The sequence below is a fragment of the Micromonospora sp. SD12 genome (genome assembly GCF_052068495.1).
Classification (GTDB): domain Bacteria; phylum Actinomycetota; class Actinomycetes; order Mycobacteriales; family Micromonosporaceae; genus Micromonospora; species Micromonospora echinofusca.
This window is the reverse complement of record NZ_JBQHDF010000005.1, coordinates 166887-190013: the sequence shown is the minus strand read 5'-3', so window position 1 is coordinate 190013 and position 23127 is coordinate 166887. Positions and strand designations below refer to the sequence as shown.

The window sequence follows — 23127 nt, the reverse complement described above, 5'->3', positions numbered from 1 at the left end:
GACATCAGCTCGAAAGCCCGCCGGTGCGGGTAGGCCCCCGCACCGGCCGCGGTCACCGGCCGCGGTCACCAGCCGCGCAGCAGCCGCAGGCCGAGCAGGAAGGCGACGACGGCGGGGCCGACCAGCAGGGTGATCGCCTGGAGGCGGTACGGCATCCGGTGCCGGGTCAGCTCCACGGCGTTGCCCAGCACGATCACCCCGGCCAGCATCAGGAACGCGCCCCACATCGGGGCCGCCCCGACGTCGACCAGGCCGACGCGGACCAGTTGCAGCGTCCCGCCGAGCAGCAGGGCGCCGGCCAGCGCCAGCAGGGCGACCGCCCGGTGCAGCCCCCGGGCCAGCGGGTGGACCAGCCGCCAGTGGTAGGTGCCGGCGACCGCGAGGCACGGCAGGACGACCATCAGCGGCCAGCCCCGCCCGAACGCGCCGAACATCAGCAGCGCCCCGACCGCGAAGACCAGCGCGCCGAGGCAGGCGACCACGTAGCCGGCGAAGGCCCGCCCACCGCCCCGGGCCAGCAGCGGCCCGCCGGTGGCGGCGATCAGCGCGCCGGGGATCAGCACGAAGCCGGCCCACCAGTGGAAGTGCCCGGTGGCCTGCGCGGCCGTGGTGGTCGCCGCCGCCGCGAGCCCCGCCACCGCCAGGCTGACCATCCAGTGCCGGCCGGCTCCCGGATGGGACTCCCGCGACATCACCAGCCCCGTCTCCGCGCTCACGCCGTCAGCCTCGCGCAGTCGTCCGAACCGGTCCATCCGGCCAGCCCTACCATCGCAGGTGGGGCCGCCCGGACGACCGCCATGGCGAAGATCAGCTCGGCTCGCCGGCCACGCTGAACGAGCGGAGCCGGTCGATCGCCAGCGCGGTGAACCCCACGCTGATCAGAGCGGCCATCACGGCCGCCACCGGCACCGAGACGCCGGCCTCCAGCAGCCCGGTGGGGGCCATCCGGTCGGCGAGGCTGATCACGTACTGCTGGATGGAGAGCACCTTGGTGCCGCTGACGACGTTGCCGAGCAGCCCCTCCCAGATCAGCACGTAGACCAGGCCGAGCAGCACCGGCCGCCGGGTGAGGAGGCTGAGCGCCACGAACAGCGCCGAGTACGCCAGCGCACCGACCGCCGACGCGGCGGCGAGCGACAGCCCGAGGCGTACGGAGTCGGCCAGCACGCCCGCCACGTAGAGCGGCACGGCGACGGTGACCGCGGTGACGCCGGCGGCCACCGCCAGCTTGGGCAGCACGATCTGCCAGCGCGGCAGCGGCTTGGTCAGGATGTGCACGACCGTGCCGTCGTCGATCTCGGCCCCCAGCACGCCGGTACCGACGATCAGGGCGACCACCGGGAGCACCACGGCCAGGCCGAGGCCGACCAGCACCGGCGGACCCCACTCGCCCGGGTCCACCCCGAGCGCGCGGGAGAGCACGGCGAGCAGCACCAGCACCACGGGCAGCGGCAACAGCAGCAGGAACCGGCGACGCCCGAACAGCCCCCGCACGGTGATCCAGGAAACGGTAGACATGGGTTCAGGCCTCCACGAGGTAGGAGAAGACGCTCTCCAGGGATTCGTCCTCGGGCACCAACTGCCGCACCCGGATGCCCTCCGCCAGGGCGATCTTCGGCAGGACGCGGGTGAACGCGCCGTAGTCGCCGGCCCGCACGGTCAACCCGGTGCGGCCCAGCTCGACCCCCGTCACCGACGCCTCCGCCATCAGCGCCACGGCGAGCGCCCGGTCGTCGGTGGAGTGCACGGCGAAGACGTGCGGCCGGTTGGTCATCAGCCGGCGGATCGTACGGAAGTCGCCGGAGGCGGCCAGCCGGCCGGCGACCATCACCTGGACGGTGCCGGAGACCTGCTCGACCTCCTCCAGGATGTGCGAGCTGAACAGGATGGTCCGGCCGGCGTCGCCGAGGCGGTGCAGCAGCTCCATCATGTGCAGCCGCTGGCGCGGGTCCATCCCGTTGAACGGCTCGTCGAGCAGCAGCACCTGCGGCTCGTGCACCAGCGCCGCGGCCACCCGGGCGCGCTGCCGCATGCCCTTGGAGTACGTGCCGATCCGGCGGCCCTGCGCGCCCTCCAGCTCCACCAGGGCGATCGCCCGACGGGCCGCCTCCGCCGGGTCCGGCAGCCGGTGCAGCTTCGCGCTGGCCAGCACGAACTCGTAGGCGGTGAGGAAGCTGTGCACCGCCTCGCGCTCGCTGACCAGGCCCAGCCGCCGGTAGACCTCCGGGTTGCGCCAGGTGGGCCGGCCGTCCAGGCTCACCGCCCCGCGCGACGGGGCCAGGAAGCCCGCCATCATGTGCAGCAGGGTGGTCTTGCCCGCGCCGTTCGGGCCGAGCAGCCCGGTGACGCCCGGGCCGAGGCTCATGCTGACGTCGTTGACCGCCACCACGTTGCCGTACCAGCGGGAGACGCCGGCGAGGTCGAGGGTGCTGACGGCGGCGGTCGGCGTCCCCGCCACCTGGTCGGCGCTGATCGTGGTCATCGGGCGGCCACCTTCCGGTATCGCAGCATCAGCAGGGCGACGCAGCCGGCCACGAGCAGCACGGCGGCGACCGCGTAGACCGGGCCGAAGTCGCCGATCAGGATCCCGCCCTGCCCCTCCGGCAGCAGGTCGCCGAGGGCCCAGTCACCGACGCCCTGCACCAGGGTGGAGGGCGAGGCGAGGAAGGCCAGTTCGTTGACCGTCCGGGACGGCATGATCGACAGGGTGCCGACGACCGGGGTGGTCATCAGGAACACGGCCACCACCCCGCCGGCCGCGAACGCCCGCTTGCCGGTGAGGGAGGCGACCAGCAGGCCGACCGAGGCGAAGACGACCGCCCAGAGCCCGGCGTAGAGCAGGCCGGGCAGCAGGTCGAGCAGCTCGTTCCAGACCCCACGCATGCCGTCGCCGGTGGTGAAGGCGGCGCCCAGGAACATCAGCAGCTGCGGCCCGCCGAGCAGCAGCCAGAGCGCGGTGGCCAGCGCCAGCAGCTTGGCCAGCGGATAGTCCGACCTCGGCAGCGGCCGGGAGAAGTAGAGCGGCAGCACCCCGCTGCGCAGGTCCCGCGAGACCAGCTCGGGGGCGACCACCGCGACGAAGAAGATGACCAGCCAGCTCATGTTGTCGGCGAACTGGGCGTACGTCATCACCGTCTCGCCGACCTGGCTGCGTACCGCGGTGATCCCCGCGGCCACCACGCTGACGATGGCGACCACCAGCCAGGGGAAGATCTTGGCCTTCGCACTGCGGCCCAGCCCGAACGCCGTACGCAGGCCGTGCAGGTAGAGCGCGCCGAAAACGGCCCGGCGGCCCAGCCGGGGGCCGGTGTAGCGCTGGTAGCCGATGTCGTGGATGACGCCGGTCGGCTCAGGCATGGCTGGGCTCCCTCGTGGCGAAGAGTTCGGCCACCCGGTGCCGGCGCTGGTCCAGCCGGTGCAGCGGCAGGTCCAGCTCGGCGACCGCGCCGAGGATCAGGTCGTAGGTGGCGTCGTCGGCGAGCTCGACGAGCAGCAGCCGGCCGTCCCGGCGCACCGGCAGGTCGAGCGCGGCCAGCCGGGTGGCCAGCTCGTCGGTGCCCTCGCTCACCTCGACGGCGAGCACGTCGGTGGCCGAGGTCATGGCGGAGATGTGGTCGGCGCGCAGCAGCCGCCCGCCGTCGATGGCGACCAGGGTGTCGCAGATGCGCTCGACCTCGCCCAGCAGGTGCGAGCAGACCAGCACGGAGATGCCGAACTCGGTGCCGATGCGGTGCACCAGCGCCAGCATGGCGTCGCGACCGGCCGGGTCGAGGCCGTTGGTCGGCTCGTCGAGCAGCAGCAGGTCGGGGTCGTGCACCAGGGCCTGGGCGAGCTTGACCCGCTGCTTCATGCCGGTGGAGTAGCCGCCGACCGGACGGTAGCGCTCCTCGTAGAGCCCGACGTGGCGCAGCGCCTCCGAGGCCCGTTCGCGGGCGACCGTACGCGGCAGGCCGCTGATCCGGCCCAGGTGGGTGACCAGCTCGGCGGCGGAGAGGTCCGGCGGCAGGGCGTCGTGCTCGGGCATGTAGCCGACCCGGGCGCGGACCTGGGCGGCGTCGGTGGTCGGGTCGAGGCCGAGCACCCGGACCCGTCCGCTGGTCGGGGCGAGGAGGCCGAGCAGGATCTTGATCAGGGTGGACTTGCCGGCGCCGTTCGCGCCGACCAACCCGATGATCCCCGGCTCGACCGCGACGGTCAGGTCGGCCAGCGCGGTGACCCCACCCCCGTACGTCTTGGTCAGCGACTCGGTCGCGATCAGTGTCACGTCGTACAGCGTAGGAGGCGACGACCGCCCCGGGCAGCGGCTCGCCCCCGGGCGCTCCCCTGATCCTGGCGGTCCGCGTCCCCTAGGGTCCGTCGCGGCCCCGGCGCTGGCGGGCGGCGGGCCGGCACCGCCGGCACGCATCCGCCTCCGCCATGCCGCACGGGGCAGACAGGACGCGGCCGGGACCGACACACTGTGGGCATGCCCCGACTTTTACGCGCGCCGCTGACGTGGGTGGTGGTCGCCGTCCTCGCCGCCGGGTCGGCGTTCGGCCTCTACTGGTTCCAGCCCTGGAAGCTGGTCACCGACGCCGAGGTCGACGAGACGCTCTCGAACGTGGCGGCCACGCCGGCGCCGACGGGTTCCGCCACGGGCGCGGCGCCCGCCCCCGTCGGGCCGGTCCTCGTCGGGCAGGGCGACTTCGTGACCCACGAGCACGACACGTCGGGCAGCGCGCGGATCGTCCGCGCCCCCGACGGGCGGCACCGGCTGGAACTCGTCGGCCTGGCCACCTCCAACGGCCCGGACCTGCGGGTCTGGCTCACCGACCAGCCGGTGCGCAACGGCACCGCCGGGTGGCGGGTCTTCGACGACGGCCGGTGGGTCGAGCTGGGCCGGCTCAAGGGCAACCGGGGCGACCAGGGTTACGACATCCCGGCCGACGTCGACCTGACGGGCCTGACCAGCGTCTCCATCTGGTGCAAGCGCTTCGCCGTCTCCTTCGGGGCCGCGCCCCTGGCCCCGCCCCGCTGACCCGCCGGCCGCCGTCGCCCACCGGCTGAGCCGCCGGTGGAGTGGCGCTCTCGACCGATCGCCGGCCGGCTGAGAAACTGTGTGCCGGCCAGTGTCGTTTGGGGGATGGATGAGCAACAGCTGGGTGCTGCCCGACGAGGTGCTCCGGGATGCGCCGGCGTACACGCCGCGCCCCGGCGAGCTGGCCGACCTGGAGCTGCTGCTGACCGGGGCGTACGCGCCGCTGGCCGGCTTCATGACCCGCGCCGACCTGGTCTCGGTGAGCCGCCGGGGCCGGCTCGCCGACGGCTCGCCGTGGCCCGTGCCGGTGACCCTCCAGGTGCCGACGGCGCTCGCCCAGGGCCTCGACCCGCGCGACGAGGCACGCCGGGCCCTGGTGCTCACCGACGGCGAGGGCGCGCCGGTCGCGGCGCTGGCGGTCGCCGACGTGTGGCAGGTCCGCGACGGGGTGGCCGGCGTCGGGGGCACCGTCCGCCGGCTCGGCGACGGCGGGCACGGCCCGTTCCAGCGGCTGCGCCGCACCCCGGAGGAGGTACGCCCGCTGCTGCCGTCGGGGCGGGTGCTCGGGGTGATCGCCGACCGCCCGCTGCACCGGCCGCAGCTCGCCCAGATCGCCCACGCGGTCCGCACGCTCGGCGCCCACCTGCTGGTGATGATCCCGGTCGGTGAGGACGGCCTCGGCGGGCTGCCGCCGGAGGCGCTGGTGCGCAGCGTCTTCGCCGCCCGCGACCGGATGCCGCCGGCCACGCTGGTCGCCGTGCCGCTGTCCCGGCGGCGCGACGAGATCAGTGACGCGCTGCTGCGGGCCCGGGTGTCGGCGGCGTACGGCGTCACGCACCTGCTCTCCACGGGCGAGATGCTCTCCGGCGCCGGCCTGCGGGTGCTGGTGCCGCGCGAGCTGGCCTACGACAACCGCGACGGGCAGTGGCGCTGGCGGGAGGACATCCCGCCGCGCAACCGGCGCCTGGCCCTGACCCAGCCGGAGATCGACGACCTGCTGGACCGGGGTTTCCCGCTGCCCGAGTGGCACACCCCGCCGGCGGTGGCGAAGGAGCTGGCCCGGGCCCGGCCGCCGCGGCGGCACCGGGGCCTGGTGATCTTCCTGACCGGGCTCTCGGGCTCCGGCAAGTCGACGATCGCCCGGGGCCTGGCCGACGTGCTGCGCGAGCAGGGCGACCGGAGCGTCACGCTGCTCGACGGGGACGTGGTGCGCCGTGAACTCTCCGCCGGGCTGGGCTTCAGCAAGGCCGACCGGGATCTGAACGTCCGGCGCATCGGCTGGGTGGCGGCGGAGATCGCCCGGCACCACGGCGTCGGCATCTGCTGCCCGATCGCCCCGTACGCCCAGGCCCGCGCCACCGCCCGCGAGATGGCGCTGGCAGCCGGCGCGGGCTTCCTGCTGGTGCACGTGGCGACCCCGCTGGAGGTCTGCGAGCAGCGCGACCGCAAGGGCCTCTACGCCCGGGCCCGGGCCGGCCTGCTGACCGGGATGACCGGCATCGACGACCCCTACGAGGAGCCGACCGACGCCGACCTGGTGGTCGACACCAGCGACCTGTCGGTCGAGGAGGCGGTCGAGGCCGTCCTGCACCACCTGAACGAGACGGGTTGGGTCGAACCCCGCCTCCCGTCCCTCTGACAGCCCTCCGCCTACCGGTGGTCCCCTCCTTCACGCTAGTGTTCATCTTTGTTCGAACACGTTCGACCGCGTGAGAGTGCGCGGCTGGCACGGAGGTGCGGCGGATGCTCGCTCAGCAGCGACAGGCGGCCATCCTGGAGCGGGTCCGCGCCACCGGGGGCGTACGCGTCACCGAGCTGGCCGCCGAGTACGGCGTGTCGGACATGACCATCCGCCGCGACCTGGAGGCGCTGCACGAACGCGGCCTGCTGGCCAAGGTGCACGGCGGCGCGACGGTGGCCGGCCCCGGCTCGACCGACGAACCCGGCTTCCGGGCCAAGTCGGTGCGGCAGCTCGCGGAGAAGGCGGCCATCGCGGGCCGCGCCGCCGAGCTGGTCCGGCCCGGGGCGGCGGTAGCCCTCTCCGCGGGCACCACCACCGCCGAGCTGGCCCGCCGGCTGGTCGACGTGCCGGGGCTGACCGTGGTCACCAACTCGCTGCCGGTGGCCGAGATACTGCACGCCGGCGGCCGGTCGGACCAGACCGTGGTGCTCACCGGCGGGGTCCGTACGCCCTCGGACGCGCTGGTCGGGCCGCTCGCCGTCGCCGCCATCCGGTCGCTGCACCTGGACCTGCTCTTCCTCGGGGTGCACGGGATCACCGAGCGGGCGGGATTCACCACCCCGAACCTGATGGAGGCGGAGACCGACCGGGCCCTGGTGGCCGCCGCCGACCGGCTGGTCGTGCTCGCCGACCACACCAAGTGGGGCACCGTCGGCATCTCCTCGATCGTTGAGCTCTCCGCCGCCCACGTGCTGGTCACCGACGACCGGCTGCCCCCCGACGCGCGGCAGGCGCTCGACGAACGGGTGGGCGAGCTGGTCGTCGTGCCCGCCTCGGCGGGCGCGGGACGGGCGGCCACGACGACAGATGAGGGGATGGCGAGGTGAAGCGCACCGCTATCGCGCTGGCCGACGGCCGGGAGCTGATCTACTTCGACGAACGGGACGACGCCGTCCGGGACCAGCCGGACCGGCGCGAGCTGCCACCGCCACCGCCCGCGTCGCAGCTGCGCCTGGACCCGCTGACCGACGAGTGGGTGGCCGTCGCCGTGCACCGGCAGACGCGCACCTTCCTCCCGCCGGCCGACCAGTGCCCGCTCTGCCCCAGCACCGACGGTCGGCGGAGCGAGATCCCGGCGCCCGACTACGACGTCGCCGTCTTCGAGAACCGGTTCCCCTCGCTGAGCGGCCGGGTGGCCGACGAGCCCGCCGAGATCACCCCGTACACCCCGGTCCGGCCCGGCCGGGGCCGCTGCGAGGTGGTCTGCTTCACCGACGACCACAACGCGTCCTTCGCCGCCCTGCCGCCGCGTCGGGTGCGCACCGTCCTCGACGCGCTCGCCGACCGTACGCAGGTGCTCGGCGAGCTGCCGGGGGTGGAGCAGGTGTTCTGCTTCGAGAACCGGGGCGTGGAGATCGGCGTGACCCTGCACCACCCGCACGGCCAGATCTACGCGTACCCCTTCGTGACCCCGCGGACCCGGGCGTTGCTGGCCGCCGCCCGCCGGCACGCGGAGGGCACCGGCGGGCGCAACCTCTACGCCGACGTGCTCGCCGCCGAGCGGGCCGCCGGCACGCGGGTGGTCGCCGAGAACGACCACTGGACGGCGTACGTCCCGGCGGCGGCCCGCTGGCCGTTCGAGGTGCACGTGGCCCCGCACCGGCCGGTGCCGGACATTCCCGCGCTCGACCACGCCGAGCGGGACGCCTTCGGGCCGCTCTACCTGGACCTGCTGCGCCGCTTCGACGGGCTGTTCGACCTGCCGATGCCCTACATCGCCGCCTGGCACCAGGCGCCGGTACGCGTCGACCGCGAGCTGGGTCACCTGCACCTTCAGCTGTTCAGCATCCGGCGCGCGAAGGACAAGCTGAAGTACCTGGCGGGCTCCGAGTCCGGGATGGGCGTCTTCATCAACGACATCGCCCCGGAGCGCGCCGCCGAACTCCTCCGCGCCGCCTGAGCCACGGCACCGCGCCCACCGAACTGGGCTCAGCAACCGCGAGAAGGCCGCCGGCGTGACCCCGCCGGCTCGACCGGCTAAAGCGGTACCGGTGGGCGCGGGCGGTCGGATGGTCGCCGGTGCCGGGGTGGAGACAGGGCGCGGGGGGCCCGGGACAGGGCCCCCCGCAGGGAAGGGACGGCTGGCTGTGCGCGACAGCCGGGAAGGCTGGCTGATCGGCGCGCTTGCCGCGAGGCGACCGCGGTCAACCTTCCTGGACGCGACTGGCATCTCGTCCACCCAGGTCAACGAGGCGCGCCGAAGTAGGTGACGCCAACGGCGTGTCACCCCCCGACACGCCGCAAGCACGTGCGCCGGAAAGCCGAGCAGATCGATCTTGGTAGGAATGGGCCCCTGGAGGGGCCGTTTCTCACCAAGATCTCAGGCGCTCGGCGAGCGGCCACCGTCAGACCGCCGCTCGGCGGGACGGCAGGACGGCGGGAGCGAGTGGAACGGCGGGAGCCCGCCGGCGGGTGCCGGCGGGCTCCTGGTGATGCGGCGGCAGCACCGTCAGGTGCCGCCCGAAGGCGCAGAGAGGATCAGGCGGAGAGCTTGCGCGCCAGGTTCTCGTCGAGCGCGTTCATGAACTCGTCGGTGGTCAGCCACGGGGCGTCCCGCGAGATGAGCAGCGAGAGGTCCTTGGTCATCTGGCCGCCCTCGACGGTGTCGACGATGACCTGCTCCAGCGTGTTGGCGAACTCGGTGACCGCCGGGGTGCCGTCCAGCTTGCCCCGGTGGGCCAGGCCCCGGGTCCAGGCGTAGATCGACGCGATCGGGTTGGTCGAGGTCTTCTCGCCCTTCTGCCACTGCCGGTAGTGCCGGGTGACCGTGCCGTGCGCGGCCTCGGCCTCGACCGTACGGCCGTCCGGGGAGAGCAGCACCGAGGTCATCAGGCCGAGCGAGCCGAAGCCCTGCGCGACGGTGTCGGACTGCACGTCACCGTCGTAGTTCTTGCAGGCCCAGACGTAGCCGCCCTCCCACTTGAGCGCGGCGGCGACCATGTCGTCGATCAGCCGGTGCTCGTAGGTGATGCCGGCGGCGTCGAACTCGGCCTTGAACTCGTTCTCGAACACCTCGGCGAAGATGTCCTTGAACCGGCCGTCGTACGCCTTGAGGATGGTGTTCTTGGTGGACAGGTAGACCGGGTAGTTGCGGTCCAGGCCGTACCGGAACGAGGCGCGGGCGAAGTCCCGGATCGACTCGTCGTAGTTGTACATGCCCATGGCGATGCCGCCGCCGGGGAAGTTGGCGACCTCCATCTCCATCGGGGCGCCGCCGTCGGCCGGGGTGTAGGTGACGGTCACCTTGCCCGGGCCCGGCACGACGAAGTCGGTGGCCTTGTACTGGTCACCGTGGGCGTGCCGGCCGATGATGATCGGCTTGGTCCAGCCGGGGACCAGCCGCGGCACGTTGGACATGATGATCGGCTCACGGAAGACGACGCCGCCGAGGATGTTGCGGATCGTGCCGTTCGGCGACCGCCACATCTTCTTCAGGCCGAACTCCTCGACCCGGGCCTCGTCCGGGGTGATGGTCGCGCACTTGACGCCGACGCCGTGCTCCTTGATGGCGTTGGCGGCATCGACGGTGACCTGGTCGTCGGTCTCGTCGCGGTGCTGGATCGACAGGTCGTAGTAGTGCAGGTCGACGTCGAGGTAGGGCAGGATCAGCTGCTCCCGGATCTGCTTCCAGATGATCCGGGTCATCTCGTCGCCGTCGAGCTCAACGACCGGGTTGTTTACCTTGATCTTCGCCATCGGCCGGCGCTCCTCTCGGGGGACACGTGCTCAAGCAGTACGAGCGTACTGGAAACTGGTTGGCAGTCCCCAGCCGGCCTCGGTCGGGCCGGAACAAACGAGGTGCACGGCGCAGGGACCGCTGGCATGATCGCCCGATGCCGCTGAGCCGCATCCTCGGGTCTATCACGGTCACCGCGCTCACCGACGGCGAGGGGCCGTTCTTCCAGCCCCGGGCCGAGGCGTTCCCGGACGCCACGGCGGAGCACTGGCGCGCGGCCGACCAGCGGGACCCGGGCACGGTGACCGCCGACGGGCGCTGGTGGTTGCCGTTCCGCAGCTTCGCCATCCGCGCCGGGGACGGGCCGGTGACCCTGGTCGACGCCGGAATCGGCCCGGCGGGCTCCCCCGCCGCGAGCTGGGCGCCGGTGCCCGGCCGGCTGCCGGCCGAACTCGCCGCCGCCGGCATCGACCCGGTCGACGTCCGCGCGGTGGTGCTCACCCACCTGCACAGCGACCACGTCGGCTGGGCGGTCACCGGCTCGCCGGGCACGCCGTACTTCCCCAACGCCGACTACCTGCTCCAGCGGGCCGAGCTGGCCGCCGTGGGGCAGCTCAACCCGGGGCTGTCGGCCGGCCTGGTCGCGCCGTTGCGCGCCGCCGGCCAGCTCCGGGTGGTCGACGGCGGGGAGAGGCTCGATCCGGGCGTACGGCTGCTGCCGACGCCGGGCCACACGCCCGGGCACCAGTCGGTGCTGCTGGAGATCGGCGACGAGCGGCTGCTGCTCACCGGCGACCTGCTGGTGCACGCCGTGCAACTGGTCGACCCCGAGCTGGCGTACGCCCATGAGGAGGACCAGGCCACGGCGCGTGCCTCGCGGGTGGGCCTGCTGCGCGACCTGGCCGCGCGCGGCCCCACGGTGCTCGCGACCCCGCACCTGAGCGAGGCGTTCGTCACGCTGTAGCCGGATAGGACGCGAGGGGGCCCGCCGGCGACCGGCGTGCCCCCTCGACGGGTGGATCACATGCTGGCGACGTCGCCCTGCTTGGCGCGGACGGCCTCGGCGGCCTCCTTCAGGCTGGCCAGCTCGTCGGCGTCCAGGTCGGTCTCGACGACCCGCTTGACGCCCTCGGCGCCGATCGCGGCCTCGACACCCAGGTAGACGCCGGAGATGCCGTACTCGCCGTCGACCCAGGCGCAGACCGGCATGACCTCGCCGGAGTCCTCCGCGACGGCCTTGGCCATCCGGGCGGCGGCGGCCGACGGCGCGTAGTACGCGGAACCGGTCTTGAGCAGCGCGACCACCTCGGCGCCGCCGTTGCGGGTCTTGACGACCAGCTCCTCGATCTGCTCGGCCGGCATGGCCTCACGCAGCGGCTTGCCGTCGACGGTGCTCTGCGACGGCACCGGCACCATCGTGTCGCCGTGCGAGCCGAGGGTCAGCGTCTTGACCGACTTCACCGGTACGCCCAGCGCCTCGGCCACGAAGTTGGTGAACCGGGCGGTGTCCAGCATGCCGGCCTGGCCGAGCACCCGGTTCTTCGGGAACTGGGTGGCGAGCTGGGCCAGCGCGGTCATCTCGTCCAGCGGGTTGGACACCACGATGACGACGGCGTTCGGGGCGTACTTGGCGACGTTCTCGGAGACCTGGCGGACGATCTTGGCGTTCGTCTCCAGCAGGTCCATCCGGCTCATGCCCGGCTTGCGCGGCAGGCCGGCGGTGATCACCACGACGTCCGAGCCCTCGATGGCCTCGTAGCCCTCGCCGTTCGGGCCGGTGGTCGCGCCGACCACCTTGGTCTCGAAGCCCTCGATGGCGCGCGACTGGTTGAGGTCCAGGGCGAGACCCGCGGGCTTGCCCTCCACGATGTCGGTGATCACGACGGTGTCGAAGACGTCGTACTCGGCCAGGCGCTGCGCGGTGGTGGAGCCGTAGAAGCCGGCCCCGACGACAGTGACCTTCTTACCCATGGTCGTCCCACTCCCTGCTACCAGTCGGTTTTCCGGACCGTATCAGTCATCCTGGCACCGAACAGGCCAGGGGCGGCGGCCATCGCCGGGATGGGGCGAACGTCACCGCCGTCCGGCTCCGAGCGGGGCCGGCCGGCGGCTCACCGGGGCGGGGGCCGGACGGGCCACTCAGTCGCGCTCGGCCCGCTCCACGACGTTGGTCAGCAGCATCGCGCGGGTCATCGGGCCGACGCCGCCCGGCATGGGCACCAGCTTGCCGGCCGCCTCCGCCGCCTCGGTGGCGACGTCGCCGGTGTAGCGGCCCTTGCCGTCGGGGCCGATCACCCGGGTGATGCCGACGTCGACGACCACCGCGCCCGGCGTGATCATGTCGGCGGTGAGCAGGCCGGGCACGCCGGCGGCCACGATGACGATGTCGGCGGCCCGGGTGTGCGAGGCCAGGTCGAGGGTGCCGGTGTGGCAGAGGGTCACCGTGGCGTTCTCGCTGCGCCGGGTGAGCAGCAGACCGAGCGGACGGCCGACGGTGTTGCCGCGACCGACCACGGCGACCTTGGCGCCGCGCAGCGCCACGTCGTGCCGGCGGAGCAGCTCGACGATGCCGCGCGGGGTGCAGGGCAGCGGGCCGTCGTAGCCGAGCACGAGCCGGCCGAGGTTGACCGGGTGCAGCCCGTCGGCGTCCTTGTCGGGGTCGATCAGCTCCAGCACCCGCTGGGTGTCGAGGTGGCCCGGCAGCGGGAGCTGGACGATGTAGCCGTGGCACGCCGGGTCGGCGTTCAGCTCGTCGAGCACGGCGTCGACCTGCGCCTGGGTCGCGTCGGCCGGCAGCTCCCGGCGGATCGAGGCGATCCCCACCTCGGCGCAGTCGCGGTGCTTGCCGTTGACGTACGCCTGGGAGCCGGGGTCCGCACCGACCAGGACCGTGCCGAGCCCGGGGGTGATACCGCGTTCCGCCAGTGCCTTGACCCGTGTCCGCAGCTCGTCCTTGATCTCGGCCGCGGTCGCCTTGCCGTCCAGAAGCGTCGCCGTCACGCCCAGATCGTCTCACGGTCCACGGCCGGTGATCCGACGACCCGCGTCAAGCCGGCCGCGCGATCACGAAGAGTGAGGTGCCGTTAATCACCCTGAGTCACGCCAGGGTGGCCGGGAGGCCTCCCCGATCCGGACGGAACGGTGGCGCGGGGGCCGGATCGGCACGGCCGGGACGGGCGGGACCAGACGGGCCGACCGTCGCGACCGGCCTCGGCGACACCGAGAGTCTCCGCAGCCACACCCCACATCAGGGAGCCGACAGCCATAGCAGATGCGGGCCACCTCGACAAGGCTCAAGCCGGCACTCCGTTACCGGTTCGCAACCGACTCTTTGTCGATCGCCGACCGGCGACCTACCGTTGCCCAACGTTGCGCAGCGTTAACCCAGCGCCGGGCCTGACTGCGCAGCGTGAGGAGATGAGGAGGCTACATGCGTGTTCGTAGGCTCGCTGCCTGGACCGCCCTCCCGCTCGCGGTGACCCTGGGCCTGGTGGCCTGCGGCTCGGGCGGCGACGGTGGATCCGGCGAGAGCAACCCCGACGCGGCCGTGCGGATCGAGATCGCCGAGCCGCAGCACCTGGTGCCGACCAACACCAACGAGACGAGCGGCTCGCAGGTGCTCGCCGCCCTGTTCAGCCCGTTGGTCGACTACGACGAGGCCAACAAGCCCTACGAGGTGGCGGCCGAGTCGGTGACGTCCGAGGACAACACGACCTGGACGGTCAAGCTGAAGGACGGCTACACCTTCCACAACGGCGAGAAGGTCACCGCCGACAACTACGTCGACGCCTGGAACTACGGCGCCTACGCCCCCAACGGGCAGAACTCCAGCTACTTCTTCGAGAAGATCGCCGGCTACGAGGACCTGCAGGGCGAGACCCCCAAGGCCAAGACCCTCACCGGTCTGAAGAAGGTCGACGACCTGACCTTCACCGTCACGCTGTCCCAGCCGTACAGCGAGTTCAGGACCATGCTCGGCTACACCGCCTTCTACCCGATGCCGAAGGCCGCGTTCTCCGCGCCCGGCGTGCTGGCCGAGGCCTACGAGCAGGCGCCGATCGGTCAGGGCCCGTTCAAGATAAAGGGCACCTGGCAGCACGACGCCAAGGTCGAGGTCGAGAAGTACGACGCCTTCCCCGGCGAGAAGCCGAAGGTGGCCGGCGTCGAGTTCCGGATCTACCAGCAGCCGACCGCCGCGTACGCGGACGTGCTCTCGGACAACCTGGACGTCATCAAGACCATCCCGACCGAGAACCTCTCGACGGCCGGCACCGACCTCGGTGACCGGTTCAAGCAGAGCTCCGCGTCATCGCTACAGGTGCTGGCCTTCCCGACGTTCCAGGAGGAGTTCAGCAACCCGGACGTGCGCAAGGCCATCTCCATGGCGATCGACCGGGACGAGATCACCAGGTCGATCTTCAAGGACTCGCAGCAGCCGGCCCGCTCGTTCGTCTCGCCGGTCGTCGCGGGCTACCGCGACAACACCATCGGCGAGGCCGGCGAGTTCGACGCGGCCAAGGCCAAGGCCCTGTACCAGGCCGCGGGCGGCCCGGCGAGGATCGAACTGTCCTACAACGGCGACGGCGGCCACAAGGACTGGATCGACGCGACCTGCAACCAGCTCAAGACCAACCTGGGCGTGGACTGCGTGGGCACCGCCGAGCCGAAGTTCGCGGACCTGCTGACCAAGGTCAAGGCCAAGCAGCCGGTCGGCCTGTTCCGGATGGGCTGGGTCATGGACTACCCGTCCATGGAGAACTACCTGGGCCCGCTGTACAGCAGCAACGGCTCGTCGAACTACTACGGCTACGGCAACCCGGAGTTCGACAAGCTGCTCGCCGAGGGCGCCAGCGCCGCGAACGAGGACGAGGCGATCAAGAAGTACCAGGCGGCGGAGGACCTGCTGGCGGAGGACCTGCCGGTGATCCCGCTGCGGTACGGCCAGAACAACTTCGGCCACTCGACCAAGGTCACCAACGTGGAGATGGATCTCTTCGACCGGATCGACCTGCTGGAGATCGAGGCCGTCAAGTAACACCACGGCAGGACGGGTCGGGTCATCGGCGTACGGTGGCCCGACCCGCCTTCCTCTTCGCACTTTTTCCGCCAGACTGCCAAGTATGTTCCGCTTCATCCTGCGGCGTCTGCTCCAGATGGTCCTCGCGTTCTTCGGGACCACGCTGATCGTCTACGCGCTGATGTTCGCCGGCCAGGGCGATCCCATCCAGGCGCTCGCCGGCGAGCGCCCGGTCACGGCGGCCCAGCGGGCATACCTGACGGAGAAGTTCCACCTCGACCGCACCGGGGTCGGGGGCTTCTTCTACCGGTACTTCGACTACCTCAAGAACCTGCTCCAGGGTGACCTCGGGCAGTCCCTCACCGGACGCTCGATCGGCGACATCCTGGCCGCCGCATGGCCGGTCACGGTCAAGCTGGCGCTGATCGCCATGGCGGTCACCATCCTCTTCGGGGTCACCGCGGGCGTCCTCGCCGGCATCCGGCGGGCCAGCATCTTCGACAACTCGACCCTGCTGCTGACCCTGCTGGTGCTCGGCATCCCCACGATCGTGCTCGCCCCGCTGGCGCAGTACCTCCTCGGCGTCAAGTGGCAGCTCTTCCCGCCCACCGCCGGCGCCGACCCGGACCTGTACGCGCTGCTGCTGCCGGGCATCGTGCTCGGCTCGCTCTCGCTGGCCACCGCGCTGCGGCTGACCCGGACGTCGGTGGCCGAGAACCTGCGCGCCGACTACGTCCGCACCGCCCGGTCGAAGGGGCTCGTGAAGCGGCGGATCGTCAGCGTCCACGTGCTGCGCAACTCGCTCATCCCGGTGGTCACCTTCCTCGGCGTCGAGCTGGGCAACCTGATGAGCGGCGCGATCATCACCGAGGGCGTGTTCAACATCCCCGGGGTCGGCTTCAACCTCTTCCGCGGCATCCGCACCGAGGACGGCCCGCTGGTGGTCGGCATCGTCAGCGTGCTCGTCGTGGTCTACCTCGTCTCCAACCTGGTGGTGGACGTCCTGTACGCCGTACTCGACCCGAGGATCCGCTATGAGTGAGCGCAGCGAACGAATCGGCAGCGCAGTGTTTCGCACCTCCGCGCCCCGGAGCGCAGCGACGGGGAGCGCCGAGCGAGTGCACCGAAGGAATCGGGCATGAGTGACTTCGAGACTGTCGCCGCGAGCGAGAACCAGGCCGCGCGGCGGGGGCCGTCGGGTGAGCCCGGCGCGCCGAACCAGGTGGGCGTACCGCAGAAGCCCCGCAGCCTGGCCGGCGACGCCTGGCGCGACCTGCGCCGCAAACCGATCTTCTGGGTCAGCCTCGCCCTGGTGGTGCTGGTCGCCGCCATGGCCGCCGTGCCCGGCCTGTTCACCGCGAACGACCCGCGCGACTGCGTGCTGGCCCGCCAGCACGCCGGTCCGTCCGGCGGGGCCATCTTCGGGTACGACTTCCAGGGCTGCGACACGTACTCCCGGGCGGTGTACGGCGCCCGCGCGTCGCTGCTGGTCGGCGCGCTCTCCGCGCTGCTCACCGGCCTGATCGCGCTCGCCGTGGGGATGCTGGCCGGCTACTTCGGCCGCTGGGTCGACGCGGTGCTCTCCCGGGTGATCGACATCGTCCTCGGCATCCCGCTCCTGCTCGCCGCGATCGTCCTGCTCAAGCGGGTCAACAGCGACAGCTCGGCGGTCCGGATCGGTGCGGTGATCTTCGTGCTGGCGGTCCTCGGCTGGACCACGGCCGCCCGAGTCGTCCGTTCCTCGGTGATCACGGCCAAGGAGCAGGACTACGTCGCGGCGGCCCGGATGCTCGGTGCCGGCAACGGCCGGATCATGCTGCGGCACATCCTGCCGAACGCGCTCGCCCCGGCGATCGTGGTGCTGACCATCGCCCTAGGCTCCTTCATCGCCGCCGAGGCCACGCTCAGCTTCCTGGGCATCGGCCTGAAGGCGCCGACCATCTCCTGGGGCATCGACATCGACGCCGGCCGGGTCCACATGCGCGAGTCGGCCACCCCGCTGCTGGTTCCCTCGGTCTTCCTGGCGCTGACCGTGCTGGCGTTCATCATGCTCGGCGACGCGATCCGCGACGCCTTCGACCCGAAGCTGCGCTGACCCCGCCCACCACCGTCACGAGCGAGAGGCAGAGACCATGCGAGCGCGAGGAGTGAGCGCAGCGAGCCCCGCAGGCGCGGGCGAAAGGCGTGAACCGTGAGCCAGTCCGCCGTCCGGCCCACGCCGGCCTCCCCCACGCCCGAGGGCGGCCACCTGCTGGACGTACGGGACCTGCACGTCGAGTTCCGCACCGGCGAGGGTGTGGCCAAGGTGATCAACGGGGTGTCGTACCACCTGGACCCCGGCGAGACGCTCGCCGTGCTCGGCGAGTCGGGCTCGGGCAAGTCGGTCACCGCCCAGGCGATCATGGGCATCCTCGACACTCCCCCGGCCGTGATCCGCTCCGGCGAGATCCGCTACCGGGGCCGGGACCTGCTGAAACTGCCGGAGGAGCAGCGCCGGCAGGTGCGCGGCAAGGAAATCGCCATGATCTTCCAGGACGCCCTCTCCGCGCTGAACCCGGTCTTCGGAGTGGGCTGGCAGATCGGCGAGACGCTGCGCCAGCGCGAGGGGATGTCGAAGGCCGCCGCCCACGCGCGGGTCGTGGAGCTGATGGACCTGGTACGGATCCCCGGCGCCGCCAGCCGGCTCGGCGACTACCCGCACCAGTTCTCCGGCGGCATGCGGCAGCGCGTCATGATCGCGATGGCGCTGGCCATGAACCCGAAGGTGCTCATCGCCGACGAGCCGACCACGGCCCTGGACGTCACCGTGCAGGCCCAGATCATGGACCTGCTGGCCGACCTGCGCCGCGACCTCGACATGGCGATGATCCTGATCACGCACGACCTCGGCGTGGTCGCCGGCGTCGCGGACCGGATCGCCGTCATGTACGCCGGCCGGATCGTCGAGCACGCCGACGTCCACTCGCTGTACCGGGCGCCGGCCCACCCGTACACGAAGGGGTTGCTGGAGTCGATCCCGCGCCTCGACGTGCGGGGTCAGGAGCTCTCCACGATCAGGGGGCTGCCGCCCAACCTCATGCGGATCCCGTCCGGTTGCCCGTTCCACCCCCGGTGCCCGTACGCCCAGCAGGTCTGCGTCGACGTGGTGCCGCACGACCTGGTGCTGGGCGACGGCCGGACCAGCGCGTGCCACTTCGCCCAGGAGGTCCGTGATGACAGCGCCCGCTAGCCCGACCAAGGTGCGTGGCGAGACCATCCTCGCCGTCGACGACCTGGTCAAGCACTTCCCGATCCGGCAGGGCGTGCTGTTCCAGAGGCAGGTCGGCGCCGTGAAGGCCGTCGACGGGGTCAGCTTCGAGCTGCGCCGGGGCGAGACCCTCGGGGTGGTCGGCGAGTCGGGCTGCGGCAAGTCCACGTTGGCCCGGCTGCTGATGCGGCTGGAGACGCCGACCGCCGGGCGGGCCACCCTGGAGGGCAGGGACCTGTTCTCCGCCTCCGGTGCCGAGCTGCGCCGGCTGCGGCGCAACATGCAGATGGTCATGCAGGACCCGTACACCTCGCTGAACCCACGGATGACGGTCGGCGACATCATCGGCGAGCCGTTCGAGATCCACCCGGACGCCGCGCCGAAGGGCAGCCGACAGACCCGGGTGCGGGAGCTGCTCGACCTGGTCGGCCTGAACCCGGAGCACATCAACCGGTACCCGCACCAGTTCTCCGGCGGTCAGCGCCAGCGCATCGGCATCGCCCGGGCGCTCGCCCTGCGGCCCGAGATCATCGTCTGCGACGAGCCGGTGTCCGCCCTGGACGTGTCGATCCAGGCGCAGGTGATCAACCTGCTGGAGAAGCTCCAGGACGAGTTCGGTCTGTCGTACATCTTCATCGCGCACGACCTGTCGGTGGTCCGGCACATCTCGGACCGGGTCGCGGTCATGTACCTCGGCAAGATCGTGGAGATCGGCACCGAGGACGAGATCTACGAGCGGGCCACCCACCCGTACACGCAGGCGCTGCTCTCGGCCGTGCCGGTGCCCGACCCGGAGGCCCGCGACCAGCGCACCATGATCAGGCTTACGGGCGACGTGCCGAGCCCGGCCGACCCGCCCAGCGGCTGCCACTTCCGCACCCGCTGCTGGAAGGCCCAGGAGGTCTGCGCGACCCAGGAGCCCCACGCTGTCCCCCGCGCGGCGGACCCGCACCCCTCGGCCTGCCACTTCGCCGAACTCCGCCCCGCACCCTGACCCACCCCGCCCTGTCCCCCCGGATCATGCAGTCGTGATGGGCGGATTCCGCCTTCACCCCTTTCGCGGGGCACCACAACTGCATGATCCACAAAGGAGGGAGGTCGGCTCAGTGGAAGAAGTGGCGGGTGGAGGTGAGGTACATGGTGACGCCGGCCTCCTTGGCGGCGGCGATCACCTCCTCGTCGCGGATCGAGCCGCCCGGCTGCACGATCGCGCGTACGCCGGCGTCGATGAGGATCTTCGGGCCGTCGGCGAACGGGAAGAACGCGTCCGAGGCGCAGACGGCCCCACGGGCCCGGTCCGCGCCGGCGCGGCTGACCGCGAGCTGCGCCGAGTCGACCCGGTTGACCTGGCCCATGCCGACGCCGACGGTCGCGCCGTCCTTGGCGAGCAGGATCGCGTTGCTCTTCACCGCGCGCACGGCCCGCCAGGCGAAGGCCAGGTCGCGCAGGGTCGCCTCGTCGGCGGCCTCACCCGTGGCCAGTCGCCAGTTGGCCGGGTCGTCGCCCTCGGCGTCGATCCGGTCGGCCACCTGCACCAGTACGCCGCCGGTGACCTGCCGCCACTCCGCCGGCAGCGGGTCGAAGGCCGGCGCGTGCAGCAGCCGGATGTTCTTCTTCGCCTGGAGGACCTCCACCGCACCCTCGTCGAAGCCCGGCGCCACCAGCACCTCGGTGAAGATCTCCGAGACCTGCCGGGCCAGCTCGACCGAGACCGGCCGGTTGACCGCGATCACCCCGCCGTACGCGGACACCGGGTCGCAGGCGTGCGCCTTGCGGTGCGCCTCGGCCACGTCGGCGCCGACGGCGATGCCGCACGGGTTGGCGTGCTTGATGATCGCCACGGCCGGCTGGTCGGCGAAGTCGTTGGCCGCCCGCCACGCCGCGTCGGCGTCGACGTAGTTGTTGTAGGACATCTCCTTGCCGTGCAGCTGCTCGGCCTGGGCGAGCCCGGCCGGGCTGGCCGGGTCGACGTAGAGCGCGGCCGGCTGGTGCGGGTTCTCGCCGTAGCGCAGCACCGCCTGCCGGCGCAGCGACAGCCCGGCGAAGTCCGGCCAGCCGTTCTCCTCGGGCGCCAGCGTGGTGGCGCACCACTCGGCCACCGCGACGTCGTACTCGGCGATGACGGCGAAGGCGCGGGCGGCCAGCACCCGCCGCTGGGCCAGCGTGAAGCCGCCCCCGTCGAGCGCGGCGAGCAGCGCCGGGTACGCGGCCGGGTCGGTGACCACGGCGACCGAGGCGTGGTTCTTGGCGGCGGCCCGGACCATGGCCGGCCCACCGATGTCGATCTGCTCGACGCACTCCTCGACGCCCGCGCCGGAGGCGACCGTGGCCTGGAACGGGTAGAGGTTGGACACCAGCAGGTCGATACCGGCGATGCCGTGCTCGTCGAGCTGGGCGACGTGGGTGTCCTTGCGCAGGTCGGCGAGGAGCCCGCCGTGCACCTTCGGGTGCAGCGTCTTGACCCGCCCGTCGAGGATCTCCGGGAAGCCGGTCACCGTCTCCACCGGGGTCACCGGCACGTCCGCGCCCGCGATCGCCGAGGCCGTGCTGCCGGTCGAGACGATCTCCACCCCGGCCGCGTGCAGCGCCCGGGCCAGCTCGACCAGGCCGGTCTTGTCGTAGACGCTGACCAGCGCCCGCCTGATCGGGCGGCGTTCGTCCTGAGTGGAACTCACGGAACCGTGACCTTTCTTCCGGTGATCGTCCAACCTTCGCGGACCAGGCGGCCCACCTGCTCGACGAGCTGGCGCCGCTCGGCTTCCTTGATGCGCTCGGTGAGCGTCTCGACGTCGTCGTCGTCGTGCACCGGCACCGCGACCTGCGCGACGATCGGGCCGGTGTCCATGCCGGCGTCGACGAAGAAGAGGGTGGCCCCGGTGACCTTCACGCCGTAGGCGAGGGCGTCGCGCGGGCCGTGGATGCCGGGGAACGCCGGCAGCAGCGTGTTGTGCGTGTTGAGGTAGCGGTCGCCGAAGGCGGCCAGGAAGCGCGGGCCGACCAGCTTGAGGAAGCCGGCGGAGACGACCAGGTCGGGCCGGTGTTCGGCGACGCGGGCGGTCAGCGCCGCGTCCCAGTCCTCTCGGGTGGGGTGGTCGGCGACCCGCTCGACGAAGGTCGGCACCCCGGCCGCAGCGGCCCGGTCCAGGCCCGCGATGCCGTCCCGGTCGGCGCCGACGGCCACCACCCGGGCCCCGTACGCCGGATCGGCGCCGGCGTCGAGCAGTGCCTGGAGGTTGCTCCCGGAGCCGGAGACGAGGACGACGATGCGGGCGACGGACGCGGGCTCGGTCACCGGGCCACCCTATCGGGCCTGCCGCCGGGTCCATCCGCTGGGCATTGCGACATTCACCGACGACGCGAATGGCCCGGACCAGGTACGCTGCCGGTCGCTCGGGCCCGGCGCGCGTCCGGCCCGCACCCGTCAGTGATCCGACGCCCCGCAGGGTGTCGAGTGGAATGAGGAGTACGCCGAGATGCAGCCCGGATACCAGCCGCAGCAGCCGCAGATCAACAACAACATGACGATGTCGATCGTCGCCATCTTCCTCTTCTGGCCGCTGGCCATCCCGGCGATCATCAACGCCTCCAAGGTGAACCCGCTGCTCCAGCAGGGCGACTACGCCGGGGCCCAGGCCGCCGCCGCCGAGTCGAAGAAGTGGTCCAAGTGGGCGCTCATCGTCGGCATCAGCTGGTACGTGATCGTGCTGGTGTGCTGCCTGCTCGGTGGGCTCGCCGGCGTGGTGGGCGGCAGCACCTCCACCAGCAGCTACTGACAGATCGGACGAGGAGTCGCATGCAGCCCGGTTACCCCGGACAGGATCCGTACGGCCAGCAGCCGCACCAGGATCCGACCGCGCCGCACCACGACCCGTACGCCCCGCCGCCGGCGGCGCCGTACGGTCAGCAGCCCACCTCCGGGCAGCCGAACGACCCGTACGCCGCGCCGCAGGATCCGTACGGCCAGCAGAACCCGTACGGCCAGCAGGACCCCTACGGGCAGCCGCCCACGTCGGGTCAGCCCTACGGGCAGCCGATCTCCGGCCAGCCCTACGGCCAGCCGGCGTCCGGTCAGCCGTACGGGCAGCAGCCGTACCAGGACCCCTACGGCCAGCAGGCGTACCCGCCGCCCATGTATCCCAACGCGGGGTTCGCCGCGAAGGGGCCGGGGCAGCAGCAGAACACCCTCGGCCTGGTGTCCATGATCCTCGGCATCGCCTCGATCCCGCTGGTCTGCTGCTACCTCGGCATCCCGCTGGGTCTCGGTGCGCTGGTGACCGGGTGGCTGGGCAAGCAGAAGGCCGCCCAGGGGCTGGCCGACAACAACGGTCAGGCCCTCGCCGGCATGATCTGCGGCGCCGTCGGCGTCGTGCTCGGCCTGCTCCAGATCGTCTTCCTGGGCTTCAGTCTGACGCTGCCCAACCAGCCCTGA

22 protein-coding genes are annotated in these 23127 nt (G+C 72.2%); 12 read left to right on the top strand and 10 right to left on the bottom strand.

Features of this window, described 5'->3' with window-relative positions; genetic code table 11:
* Window positions 1–65: 65 nt before the first annotated feature.
* The 5 genes from ACTMS2_RS13140 to ACTMS2_RS13120 form a co-directional block, all read right to left on the bottom strand.
* Window positions 66–716: a hypothetical protein gene (locus ACTMS2_RS13140; RefSeq protein WP_441175601.1), complete on the bottom strand. Its 651-nt coding sequence runs from the start codon at window positions 714–716 to the stop codon at window positions 66–68.
* 91 nt (window positions 717–807) lie between these two features.
* The gene (locus tag ACTMS2_RS13135; RefSeq protein WP_441175600.1) at window positions 808–1518 is read right to left on the bottom strand and encodes an ABC transporter permease; all 711 of its coding nucleotides are present in this window, start codon (window positions 1516–1518) and stop codon (window positions 808–810) included.
* Between the two features lie 4 nt (window positions 1519–1522).
* The gene (locus tag ACTMS2_RS13130) at window positions 1523–2482 is read right to left on the bottom strand and encodes an ABC transporter ATP-binding protein (protein ID WP_441175599.1); all 960 of its coding nucleotides are present in this window, start codon (window positions 2480–2482) and stop codon (window positions 1523–1525) included.
* The gene (locus ACTMS2_RS13125) at window positions 2479–3357 is read right to left on the bottom strand and encodes an ABC transporter permease (RefSeq protein ID WP_441175598.1); all 879 of its coding nucleotides are present in this window, start codon (window positions 3355–3357) and stop codon (window positions 2479–2481) included. The genes ACTMS2_RS13130 and ACTMS2_RS13125 overlap by 4 nt, the downstream gene beginning before the upstream one ends.
* Window positions 3350–4264 (bottom strand): ABC transporter ATP-binding protein, encoded by a 915-nt coding sequence (locus ACTMS2_RS13120; protein ID WP_088998477.1) that lies wholly within the window; start codon window positions 4262–4264, stop codon window positions 3350–3352. Before ACTMS2_RS13120 ends, ACTMS2_RS13125 begins: the two co-directional genes overlap by 8 nt.
* 201 nt (window positions 4265–4465) lie before the next feature.
* On the opposite strand from ACTMS2_RS13120, the gene ACTMS2_RS13115 reads away from it, so the two are divergent.
* From ACTMS2_RS13115 to galT, 4 genes are all read left to right on the top strand, one after another.
* Window positions 4466–5017: a DM13 domain-containing protein gene (locus tag ACTMS2_RS13115; protein WP_441175597.1), complete on the top strand. Its 552-nt coding sequence runs from the start codon at window positions 4466–4468 to the stop codon at window positions 5015–5017.
* A gap of 109 nt (window positions 5018–5126) precedes the next feature.
* A complete protein-coding gene (cysC, locus tag ACTMS2_RS13110; protein WP_441175596.1) occupies window positions 5127–6656 on the top strand; it encodes an adenylyl-sulfate kinase in 1530 nt (509 codons plus the stop codon).
* Window positions 6657–6760: 104 nt separating this feature from the next.
* Window positions 6761–7585: a DeoR/GlpR family DNA-binding transcription regulator gene (locus tag ACTMS2_RS13105; protein ID WP_441175595.1), complete on the top strand. Its 825-nt coding sequence runs from the start codon at window positions 6761–6763 to the stop codon at window positions 7583–7585.
* Window positions 7582–8658: a galactose-1-phosphate uridylyltransferase gene (gene galT, locus ACTMS2_RS13100; protein ID WP_441175594.1), complete on the top strand. Its 1077-nt coding sequence runs from the start codon at window positions 7582–7584 to the stop codon at window positions 8656–8658. Before ACTMS2_RS13105 ends, galT begins: the two co-directional genes overlap by 4 nt.
* A gap of 578 nt (window positions 8659–9236) precedes the next feature.
* On the opposite strand, the gene ACTMS2_RS13095 is transcribed toward galT, so the two are convergent.
* Window positions 9237–10454, bottom strand: a complete 1218-nt coding sequence (locus ACTMS2_RS13095; RefSeq protein WP_101412708.1) for an NADP-dependent isocitrate dehydrogenase — start codon at window positions 10452–10454, stop codon at window positions 9237–9239.
* Between the two features lie 137 nt (window positions 10455–10591).
* Between ACTMS2_RS13095 and ACTMS2_RS13090 the strand changes: the two genes are divergently transcribed.
* Window positions 10592–11398, top strand: a complete 807-nt coding sequence (locus ACTMS2_RS13090) for an MBL fold metallo-hydrolase (protein WP_441175593.1) — start codon at window positions 10592–10594, stop codon at window positions 11396–11398.
* Between the two features lie 56 nt (window positions 11399–11454).
* Here ACTMS2_RS13090 and mdh read toward each other — a convergent pair whose 3' ends face one another.
* Window positions 11455–12405, bottom strand: coding sequence for a malate dehydrogenase (gene mdh, locus ACTMS2_RS13085; RefSeq protein WP_088998471.1), 951 nt, complete (start codon window positions 12403–12405; stop codon window positions 11455–11457).
* A gap of 168 nt (window positions 12406–12573) precedes the next feature.
* Window positions 12574–13434, bottom strand: a complete 861-nt coding sequence (locus ACTMS2_RS13080; protein ID WP_441175592.1) for a bifunctional methylenetetrahydrofolate dehydrogenase/methenyltetrahydrofolate cyclohydrolase — start codon at window positions 13432–13434, stop codon at window positions 12574–12576.
* Window positions 13435–13864: 430 nt separating this feature from the next.
* On the opposite strand from ACTMS2_RS13080, the gene ACTMS2_RS13075 reads away from it, so the two are divergent.
* The 5 genes from ACTMS2_RS13075 to ACTMS2_RS13055 all read left to right on the top strand — a co-directional run bounded on the left by ACTMS2_RS13075 (window position 13865) and on the right by ACTMS2_RS13055 (window position 19692).
* On the top strand, window positions 13865–15469 hold the full coding sequence (locus ACTMS2_RS13075) for a peptide ABC transporter substrate-binding protein (protein WP_441175591.1): 1605 nt from the start codon (window positions 13865–13867) through the stop codon (window positions 15467–15469).
* Window positions 15470–15554: 85 nt separating this feature from the next.
* On the top strand, window positions 15555–16493 hold the full coding sequence (locus ACTMS2_RS13070) for an ABC transporter permease (RefSeq protein WP_088998468.1): 939 nt from the start codon (window positions 15555–15557) through the stop codon (window positions 16491–16493).
* 96 nt (window positions 16494–16589) lie between these two features.
* A complete protein-coding gene (locus tag ACTMS2_RS13065; protein WP_441175590.1) occupies window positions 16590–17546 on the top strand; it encodes an ABC transporter permease in 957 nt (318 codons plus the stop codon).
* A 96-nt stretch (window positions 17547–17642) separates the two neighbouring features.
* Window positions 17643–18680: an ABC transporter ATP-binding protein gene (locus ACTMS2_RS13060; protein ID WP_441175589.1), complete on the top strand. Its 1038-nt coding sequence runs from the start codon at window positions 17643–17645 to the stop codon at window positions 18678–18680.
* A complete protein-coding gene (locus ACTMS2_RS13055; RefSeq protein ID WP_441175588.1) occupies window positions 18664–19692 on the top strand; it encodes an ABC transporter ATP-binding protein in 1029 nt (342 codons plus the stop codon). The genes ACTMS2_RS13060 and ACTMS2_RS13055 overlap by 17 nt, the downstream gene beginning before the upstream one ends.
* Before the next feature lie 109 nt (window positions 19693–19801).
* Here the strand turns inward: ACTMS2_RS13055 and purH are convergent, their stop codons facing one another.
* Both purH and purN read right to left on the bottom strand, forming a co-directional pair.
* On the bottom strand, window positions 19802–21373 hold the full coding sequence (gene purH / locus ACTMS2_RS13050) for a bifunctional phosphoribosylaminoimidazolecarboxamide formyltransferase/IMP cyclohydrolase (RefSeq protein WP_441175587.1): 1572 nt from the start codon (window positions 21371–21373) through the stop codon (window positions 19802–19804).
* On the bottom strand, window positions 21370–21990 hold the full coding sequence (gene purN / locus ACTMS2_RS13045) for a phosphoribosylglycinamide formyltransferase (RefSeq protein WP_357714131.1): 621 nt from the start codon (window positions 21988–21990) through the stop codon (window positions 21370–21372). The genes purH and purN overlap by 4 nt, the downstream gene beginning before the upstream one ends.
* 181 nt (window positions 21991–22171) lie before the next feature.
* Here purN and ACTMS2_RS13040 point away from each other — a divergent pair, with 181 nt between their 5' ends.
* The gene (locus ACTMS2_RS13040; RefSeq protein WP_441175586.1) at window positions 22172–22471 is read left to right on the top strand and encodes a CD225/dispanin family protein; all 300 of its coding nucleotides are present in this window, start codon (window positions 22172–22174) and stop codon (window positions 22469–22471) included.
* A 20-nt stretch (window positions 22472–22491) separates the two neighbouring features.
* A complete protein-coding gene (locus ACTMS2_RS13035) occupies window positions 22492–23127 on the top strand; it encodes a DUF4190 domain-containing protein (RefSeq protein WP_441175585.1) in 636 nt (211 codons plus the stop codon).